Genomic DNA, 7,060 nt, shown 5'->3' with positions numbered 1-7,060 from the left:
AGCCGAAGCCGCATAACCCACCCTCCACCGCCCGGGCCTGCCCCGGCATAGGACGCACCATGCCCACAGAAAACAAAACGGCCGATCCGCTGAAGGTTGAGCGCTCGACTGTGACGAAGCTAGTGATCACCGGCGCGAAGAATCTCGATCGAATCACAGTCTTCCTCGAAGATCTGGCGCCCAATCGCGGCAAGATCACTGTCAGCTGCTGGGGTAAGAGCTGGACGGCTTACTGGGGCGGCATGTGGGACGGGCTGAACATCGGCCAGTTCTTCTGCGAGCTGAGCACCAGCTACATCATCGGTTACTTCGACCAAACCCTGAGACCACGGCAATTCAGCGGGGATGCTCTCGCGAACGAAGCGCAGCGCCTGGTGCTGAAAGAGCGACGTCGATTCGGCTACACCTCGGACGAAGCGCGCGAAATGTTCGACGCGGCAGAAGATCTGCGCGAATCGCCGTCGATTGATCATCTCCACGGCGCGCACAGCGAATTGATGACCAAGCTGTTCGGCGATGAGTGGTGGCACATGACGAGCGATGCCACTGAGCCCAATCCCGATTACGCCTACCTCGAGCGAATCATCCTCGCGGTGCAGCACGCGCTGCGCCAAGAACAGCCGCAGCAGGAGGCAGCATGAAGCGCATCTACCTCAGCGGTCCCATGACCAACATGCTGGACCTCAACTTCCCGCTGTTCCATTCCACGGCCGCCAGCCTGCGCGCCGCCGGGCACAGCGTCATCAACCCCGCTGAACTCAACCCAGACCCAGGCACCTGGAGCGAATGCATGCGCCGCGACATCGCGGCGCTGATGGAATGCGACACCGTGGCAACCCTGCCCGGCTGGCAGGATTCCCGCGGCGCCAGCCTTGAGGTTCATATCGGCAAGGAGCTCGGCATGAAGGTTGTGAATGCCCATGATCTGGTGTCGATGGAGATTGCATGATGCGCAACATTCAAACGCGTGAAGGTTTCGAGTTCTGGGACAAGTTGAACGCATTGCCGCGCTACGCATTCCTGCTTTCGCCTTCCGGCAAGTCCGTGCAGAAGTTCGAAGACCAGGCCATGGGCAATTGGATCGACGTGCACGAAGCACAGAAAGTCGTGGATCAGGCTCAGGACCAAATCAGCGAGCTTCGCGCATCGTACAGAGCCTTGGGCGAGCTTTACGCAGGCACGCAAAAGGGCTTCGAAAGGATGCAGGCGGAGCGTGACGCCCTGCAGCAGCGCCTGAACGCAGCTGATCAGAAAAACGATGATCTGGTGGCAGAGCTCGCAAATGTTCGCCAAGGCCCGTGCAAGATGATCGTCGGGGACGAATTGCCATGACCCACAAAAGCTACAGGCTCGACCCGAACGTGAGAACCATCACCGACTTGGTCACTGATGAGCAGATGCAGAGCTCATTCCAGGGCACCAACTTCGGCCACGACGATTTTCGCGGGCTACTGGCCCAAGGTTGCATCAAGGCGCTGGCCGGTTGGCATCAGGGGCACACGCTCACCAGCATCCTCGAAGAGCTGCGGTTGATCAGCTGGAACCGGCAGATCGGCAAGATCAAAGTTACCGCCAAGGGTCGCCACTACATCTGGCTCGCGTTCAAAGGCCGCCCGGGCGTCTAATTCCGTAAAGAGTACATCTGTACTCCATCCGCAAATCTACTCCCTCCCCCTTCAAAGTCAGCCGCTATAGCGGCAAGGACGAAAAATGCCTATCGAGAAAATCGAAAAGGAGGCTGACCTCTGCGCGCTGTTCATCCAGGAGTTCAACGAACTACCCGGCTGGACGTGCTACCCCGAGGCGGCCGGATTCGACGTGCTGGTCGTGCACGAAGACGGTCGGCAGATCGGCGTCGAAGCGAAGCTGCAGCTGAACGCCAAGGTAGCCGACCAGATTCTGCCCTGCCGCGGCGACGACCTTTATGGGCGCGCCGGGCCAGATTACCGACTGGTGATCGTGAGCAAAATCACCGATGCCAGCAAAGGCATCGTGAAGATGCTGGAACATCTCGGCGTCAGAGTGCTGGTGCCGAGACAGAGCTGGACCCGGCAAGGCAACCGTATGACCTTCAGCCTCGACCATTCTCTGCTGGAGGTAAGCGGCCACAAGCCCTTTTATGACTGGTACATGTTCGACTGGAACCCGCCTGAGCGTTGTCAGGTGCCAGTGCTGGTGACGAACCTGCCCGCCGGCGTGCCCGCACCGGTGCGTCTGACGCCGTGGAAAGAGTCAGCACTGAAGGTTCTGGCCCAGCTTCGGCGCCAAGGGTTCATCACCGCCAAACAGATCGCCAGCCACGGCATCGGCGTCACCGCATGGACGCAGGCGCCCGGGAGCAAGCCGGCGTGGCTGGCTAAGGGCGCCGTGCGCGGAACATGGATCGAAACGGAACACATGCCAGCTTTCGACAAACAACACCCCGACGTGTACGCCCTGGCCGTCGAAACTCTGGCCGCTACAGCGCCAGCCGAATTGGAGCTTTCGCCATGATGCTCAAAGCAGCAGCCATAAGCGCCTGCCTATGGGGCTTGATCTTCCTCTCTGTTGCAGCGGTGACCTCATGAGCAAGCGAGCGATTCACCTTTACCCGTGGGACGGCGGCACCGAAGCCGATCAAGATCCTCCAGAACATGTTTACTGCGGCACCGATGGCGTAATGACCGACGACCAGCTCACCAATGACTGGCGGCACGTCACCTGCAAGCGCTGCCTCAAAATCCACGAAAAAGAATTGGCCGCGCGATCAGCGGACGACCGAGACCAGAAGGTCAAGCTGTTCGACGAGGCACATGCCATCACCATCACGCTGGGTCACCGCAACATCTCGACAGCCATCAAGGCTTTGATCAGGGAGCGCGACCAACTCAAGGCCGAGCTCGCCAATCTGCGTGAAGACCGCGACGCCCTACTTGAAGCAGGAGCAGACCTACTATGATCTTCGCCCCGCTCTACATGGCCTACCTGATCTACAGGGGGCCGTGGCGATGAACAGTTACCAGATCCTGATTGGCGACTGCCTGGAACTACTGCGGCGGATGCCCGATTGCAGTGTCGACAGCGTTGTCACCGACCCGCCGTACGGACTGTCCTTTATGGGCAAGAAATGGGATTACGACGTTCCGGCGACTGAGGTTTGGGCAGAGTGCTTGCGCGTGCTGAAGCCCGGCGGGCACTTGCTCGCCTTCGCCGGCACTCGCACCCAGCACCGCATGGCAGTCCGTATCGAAGACGCAGGATTCGAGATCCGCGACATGATCGCCTGGGTGTATGGCTCTGGTTTTCCCAAGTCGCATAACCTCGATGGTGAGCACGCAGGCTGGGGCACTGCGCTCAAGCCGGCACTGGAGCCAATCACCGTGGCGCGCAAGCCTTTCGCCGGAACCGTTGCTGCAAACGTCCAGGCCCACGGCACCGGTGCTCTGAACATTGACGGGTGTCGCGTACGCGCAATCGACGCTGAGGCCTTGGCAAAGAACTGGACGAGACTGACCACCGTCGATATGCGAGGTGGTAACTACGTAGGGGGCAAGTCCGGAAAACTCGCGATGACGGCCGAGGCTTCGGATCTCGGCCGGTGGCCGGCAAACCTCATTCACGACGGAAGCGCGGAAGTCATCGAAGCATTTCCGGATGCGCCAGGGCAACTCGCGGCGGCCAGCACCAGCGATACCCAGCGGGCTGGGCAGAACTGCTACGGAAATATGAAGCGCAGCCGAGGTGCCGAGGCGAGCGCTGACAGCGCGAACTCCGGTGTCGTTGGTTTTCAGATGAAGCCCGGGGCTCGTCGCCTAGACAGCGGCAGCGCCGCACGCTTTTTCTACTGCGCAAAGACCAGCCGCACAGACCGACATGAAGGCCTGCTGAACCCGGGCCCGCAATTCCAACAAGGCACCACGCTGCGAAAGGTGCAAACCACGGATACGACGGGCAACAATCACCCCACGGTCAAACCTACCGATCTGATGGCCTACCTGCTGCGCCTGGTCACTCCTGCCGGCGGCATTGCGCTCGATCCCTTCATGGGTTCCGGCAGCACCGGCAAGGCAGCAATGCGAGAAGGCTTTCAGTTCATTGGCTGCGAGATCGACGAGCAGTACGCGGCGATCGCCCGAGCACGCATCGACCACGAAGTGAACCGCCAGCAAGAGCTACAAACCGAATCCGACCAGCTCGACCTGTTCGGTACCGCGTAACCCCTCCCCCAACTCAACAGCCTGCCGGTGTACGGCGGGCGAGGTATTCGTATGTCCGCACTGAACCGCTTCCACGAAACTGCGAGCGATGCGTTGGAAAAGATCAGCGCCAGCCTTCCTGAAGGCGCAAAGCTCTGCCTGACCATCTACACCCCAGAGAAACCAGAACTCGACATCGTTCTGCAGGACAAAGGGCTCGACTTGAACGAGGTGGTTTCCACCCTGCGCCGGCGTGGCCTGAGCATCGACGGCGACAACGCCTACAAGCGCGACCTGCTGGACTCGGTTGTCGGTGCACTGGCGTTCGGCGCGCAGAATAACAACCCGCCGCCGGCCGGGCACTGGGGCCAGCGCTTCTGGGATATCGGCCGCGAGGAGCGCGGACTTCACGAAGAGCTCGTCGCCGCGCTGAAGCTCACCCGCGAGAACCTGCGTGCCTGTCAGGCGACCATCCACTTGGCCGGCTACTTCGATCCCGCATACGTGAACGATGCCCAAGCCGCAATGGCAGTTGCCGACGCAGCTCTGGCCAAGGCCGACGCATAACCAATCACCACCATCTGCCGCCACGCGCGGCATGGAGCATCATCATGGCAAGGGTCATTGCCCAAATAACGGCCAGGCTGCCGCGGCTCATGGAGGCAGGCGAATACAGGAAGCTGCGGTACGCCGGCGGCAAGCCGAGTCTGCAGCAGTTGAAAAAATGGATTGAGGAAGGCGAAGTTGTGGGAGAGGTAAAAGGCGGGATGTATTTCGTGGATCTGCAGGCGGTCGTGCTGGGGTCGAATGATCCCCTTCTCGCCAAGATGATGGAGGTGGGCTGATGGCACCGCCGCGCGCCAGGACAATCAAGAACCGGGATCTGCCGGCCAACCTTTACCCGAACGGGAAATATTGGCAGTACAAGAACCCGATCACCGGCAAGAAGACCAGCATCAACAAGCCGATGGCGGAGGCGATCAAGCTGGCCAACGCCGCCAATGCGAAGTTGCTGCCCCTGCTGGCCGACGACGGCGCGCTGCTGGCAATGCTCACCGGCGAGGCGGCGCCGAAGTTCAGCGGGTGCCTCGATCGTTTCGAGAAGGAATGGCTGGGCACCCGGAACTATGCCGAGCGGACGTTGAAGGAAATCAAATTCAAGTTGGCCCGGTACCGGGAAGACCTGGGCGATTTAATGATGGGGCAGCTGGACGTGCTGACCGTGGCCGAGTACCTGGACGGCTTCGAGAACAATGCCTACACCAAGCATCGCGGGTTGCTCGTGCAGATCTTCGCCTTCGCCGTGGCCAAGGGCCTGTGCGAACGCAACTCGGCGGAGCTGACACTGGTCAAGAAAGAGGCCGAGAAGAAGCGCCAGCGCCACACCGTCGAGGGATTGAATGCGATTTTGAATTACGTGGGTACGCCGATCTGGCTGAAGCGAGCGATCCGGCTGGGTTTGCTGAGTCTTCAGCGGCGGGAGGATATCGTGATGTGGCCGAAGTCGGCCGTTGACCTCGAGCAAAACACCATCAAGGTGTCGCCCGGGAAGACGCAGAACTACGGGAAGCCGGTGCACTTGGAGATTGCCATGGGCCCGGCGCTGCGCGAGGTGGTCGCGGAGTGCATGCGGTCGCCAGTCGTGTGCCCTTACCTGATCCACTACTCGCCGAAGGCCCGCAAACGGTCGCAGCTCGACGCCAAGCTTCACTGGAACGCCGTGACGCCAGATTACCTGACGAAGTCATTCGCACAGGCCAGGGATGACTCCGAGGCATACAAGGACATGCCAGCCGGCGAGCGACCCACTTTTCACGAGATCCGTGCACTGGGTGCGTGGCTGTACGAGCAGCAGGGTTTCCCGCAGGAGTACATCCAAGGGCTTATGGGTCACGCGGACGTCAAGATGACTGAACACTACCAAGCGGGCCATGGCGATGACGCCGTGGTGTACATGAAGGTGAGCGCCGACCTGAAGGTGTAATCGGTGGTCGTTTGCCCAAAATATTCCCAAAGTTTGCCCAAACACCAGACAACAAAAAAGGGCCCACCTTTCGGTGAGCCCTTCTAGACCGCCCAGCAGAGCGGATTTTGTTTGGTAGGCGCGATTGGACTCGAACCAACGACCCCCACCATGTCAAGGTGGTGCTCTAACCAACTGAGCTACGTGCCTGCTGTGAGGCGGCATTCTACGGAATTCCGGAGGGGTGTCAACACCTTTTTTTCACCTAACCCTATGAATATGCAAAATATTTAATTTCAGGCCGGTGAAGAAGATTATTCCGGTGGCTGGCGGAGGTTTTTCAACTCGGGTAGGATCGGCACACTCGTAAAATATATTAAACAGAGGCTGCAGGATGGCGAACACCCCTTACCCAGAGTCTTATTACGCTGCGTCGGCCAATGCCGTACCGCCCCGCCCGTCTCTGCAAGCTGATGTGGAGACGGACGTCTGTGTGATCGGCGCCGGGTACACCGGATTGTCTTCAGCCCTGTTCCTGCTGGAAAACGGTTTTCGCGTGACCGTGCTGGAAGCCGCCAAGGTCGGTTTCGGTGCGTCGGGTCGTAATGGCGGGCAGATCGTCAACAGCTATAGCCGCGACATCGACGTGATCGAACGCAGTGTCGGCCCCAAACAAGCACAACTGCTCGGGCAGATGGCCTTCGAAGGCGGCCGGATCATTCGCGAACGGGTCGCCAGGTACAACATCCAGTGCGACTTGAAGGACGGCGGCGTGTTCGCCGCCCTCTCCGCCAAGCAGATGGGCCACCTGGAATCGCAGAAGCGCCTGTGGGAGCGCTTCGGCCATACCCGGCTTGAGCTGCTCGATGAGCGTCGCATTCGCGAAGTGGTGGCGTGCGATCAGTACGTCGGCGGCATGCTC

Annotated in this window: 11 protein-coding genes and 1 tRNA gene; 11 read left to right on the top strand and 1 reads right to left on the bottom strand. The window is 60.2% G+C overall.

The genetic code is table 11. From position 1 onward, the window contains the following. The 10 genes from DBR24_RS06460 to DBR24_RS06415 all read left to right on the top strand — a co-directional run. Positions 1-641 (top strand): hypothetical protein (locus tag DBR24_RS06460; RefSeq protein ID WP_371921238.1); only part of this gene is annotated, 641 nt, incomplete at its 5' end. Continuing rightward, on the top strand, positions 638-949 hold the full coding sequence (locus DBR24_RS06455; protein WP_128614254.1) for a DUF4406 domain-containing protein: 312 nt from the start codon (positions 638-640) through the stop codon (positions 947-949). The genes DBR24_RS06460 and DBR24_RS06455, both read left to right, overlap by 4 nt. Continuing rightward, entirely contained in the window at positions 946-1,332 is a 387-nt protein-coding gene (locus DBR24_RS06450) for a hypothetical protein (protein WP_128614253.1), read from the top strand. The genes DBR24_RS06455 and DBR24_RS06450 overlap by 4 nt, the downstream gene beginning before the upstream one ends. Continuing rightward, on the top strand, positions 1,329-1,625 hold the full coding sequence (locus DBR24_RS06445; protein ID WP_128614252.1) for a hypothetical protein: 297 nt from the start codon (positions 1,329-1,331) through the stop codon (positions 1,623-1,625). The genes DBR24_RS06450 and DBR24_RS06445 overlap by 4 nt, the downstream gene beginning before the upstream one ends. A gap of 85 nt (positions 1,626-1,710) precedes the next feature. Beyond that, the gene (locus DBR24_RS06440) at positions 1,711-2,493 is read left to right on the top strand and encodes a hypothetical protein (protein WP_128614251.1); all 783 of its coding nucleotides are present in this window, start codon (positions 1,711-1,713) and stop codon (positions 2,491-2,493) included. A gap of 70 nt (positions 2,494-2,563) precedes the next feature. Then, on the top strand, positions 2,564-2,938 hold the full coding sequence (locus tag DBR24_RS06435) for a hypothetical protein (RefSeq protein WP_128614250.1): 375 nt from the start codon (positions 2,564-2,566) through the stop codon (positions 2,936-2,938). A gap of 49 nt (positions 2,939-2,987) precedes the next feature. Further along, positions 2,988-4,196: a site-specific DNA-methyltransferase gene (locus DBR24_RS06430; protein ID WP_128614249.1), complete on the top strand. Its 1,209-nt coding sequence runs from the start codon at positions 2,988-2,990 to the stop codon at positions 4,194-4,196. Between the two features lie 51 nt (positions 4,197-4,247). After that, entirely contained in the window at positions 4,248-4,742 is a 495-nt protein-coding gene (locus DBR24_RS06425) for a hypothetical protein (protein ID WP_128614248.1), read from the top strand. Between the two features lie 44 nt (positions 4,743-4,786). Next, positions 4,787-5,020, top strand: a complete 234-nt coding sequence (locus tag DBR24_RS06420; RefSeq protein WP_128614247.1) for a hypothetical protein — start codon at positions 4,787-4,789, stop codon at positions 5,018-5,020. Further along, positions 5,020-6,159, top strand: a complete 1,140-nt coding sequence (locus DBR24_RS06415) for a tyrosine-type recombinase/integrase (protein ID WP_128614246.1) — start codon at positions 5,020-5,022, stop codon at positions 6,157-6,159. The genes DBR24_RS06420 and DBR24_RS06415 overlap by 1 nt, the downstream gene beginning before the upstream one ends. Positions 6,160-6,271: 112 nt before the next feature. Here DBR24_RS06415 and DBR24_RS06410 read toward each other — a convergent pair. After that, a tRNA-Val gene (locus tag DBR24_RS06410) sits at positions 6,272-6,348 on the bottom strand. Between the two features lie 184 nt (positions 6,349-6,532). Here DBR24_RS06410 and DBR24_RS31610 point away from each other — a divergent pair. Next, a partial coding sequence (locus tag DBR24_RS31610) for an FAD-binding oxidoreductase (protein ID WP_256591306.1) occupies positions 6,533-7,060 on the top strand: 528 nt, incomplete at its 3' end.

The organism is Pseudomonas sp. HMWF006 (genome assembly GCF_003061205.1).
GTDB classification, from domain to species: Bacteria; Pseudomonadota; Gammaproteobacteria; order Pseudomonadales; family Pseudomonadaceae; genus Aquipseudomonas; species Aquipseudomonas monsensis.
Note: the sequence above shows the minus strand (reverse complement) of the source record. Positions and strands in the feature narration are given on the sequence as shown.

Excerpts from the sequence above, each read along its gene's own strand:
- DBR24_RS06420 (WP_128614247.1), top strand. The coding sequence starts at position 4,787 with ATGGCAAGGGTCATTGCCCAAATAACGGCCAGGCTGCCGCGGCTCATG.
- DBR24_RS06430 (WP_128614249.1), top strand. The coding sequence starts at position 2,988 with ATGAACAGTTACCAGATCCTGATTGGCGACTGCCTGGAACTACTGCGG.
- DBR24_RS06435 (WP_128614250.1), top strand. The coding sequence starts at position 2,564 with ATGAGCAAGCGAGCGATTCACCTTTACCCGTGGGACGGCGGCACCGAA.
- DBR24_RS06445 (WP_128614252.1), top strand. The coding sequence starts at position 1,329 with ATGACCCACAAAAGCTACAGGCTCGACCCGAACGTGAGAACCATCACC.
- DBR24_RS06455 (WP_128614254.1), top strand. The coding sequence starts at position 638 with ATGAAGCGCATCTACCTCAGCGGTCCCATGACCAACATGCTGGACCTC.
- DBR24_RS06425 (WP_128614248.1), top strand. The coding sequence starts at position 4,248 with ATGTCCGCACTGAACCGCTTCCACGAAACTGCGAGCGATGCGTTGGAA.
- DBR24_RS06440 (WP_128614251.1), top strand. The coding sequence starts at position 1,711 with ATGCCTATCGAGAAAATCGAAAAGGAGGCTGACCTCTGCGCGCTGTTC.
- DBR24_RS06450 (WP_128614253.1), top strand. The coding sequence starts at position 946 with ATGATGCGCAACATTCAAACGCGTGAAGGTTTCGAGTTCTGGGACAAG.
- DBR24_RS06415 (WP_128614246.1), top strand. The coding sequence starts at position 5,020 with ATGGCACCGCCGCGCGCCAGGACAATCAAGAACCGGGATCTGCCGGCC.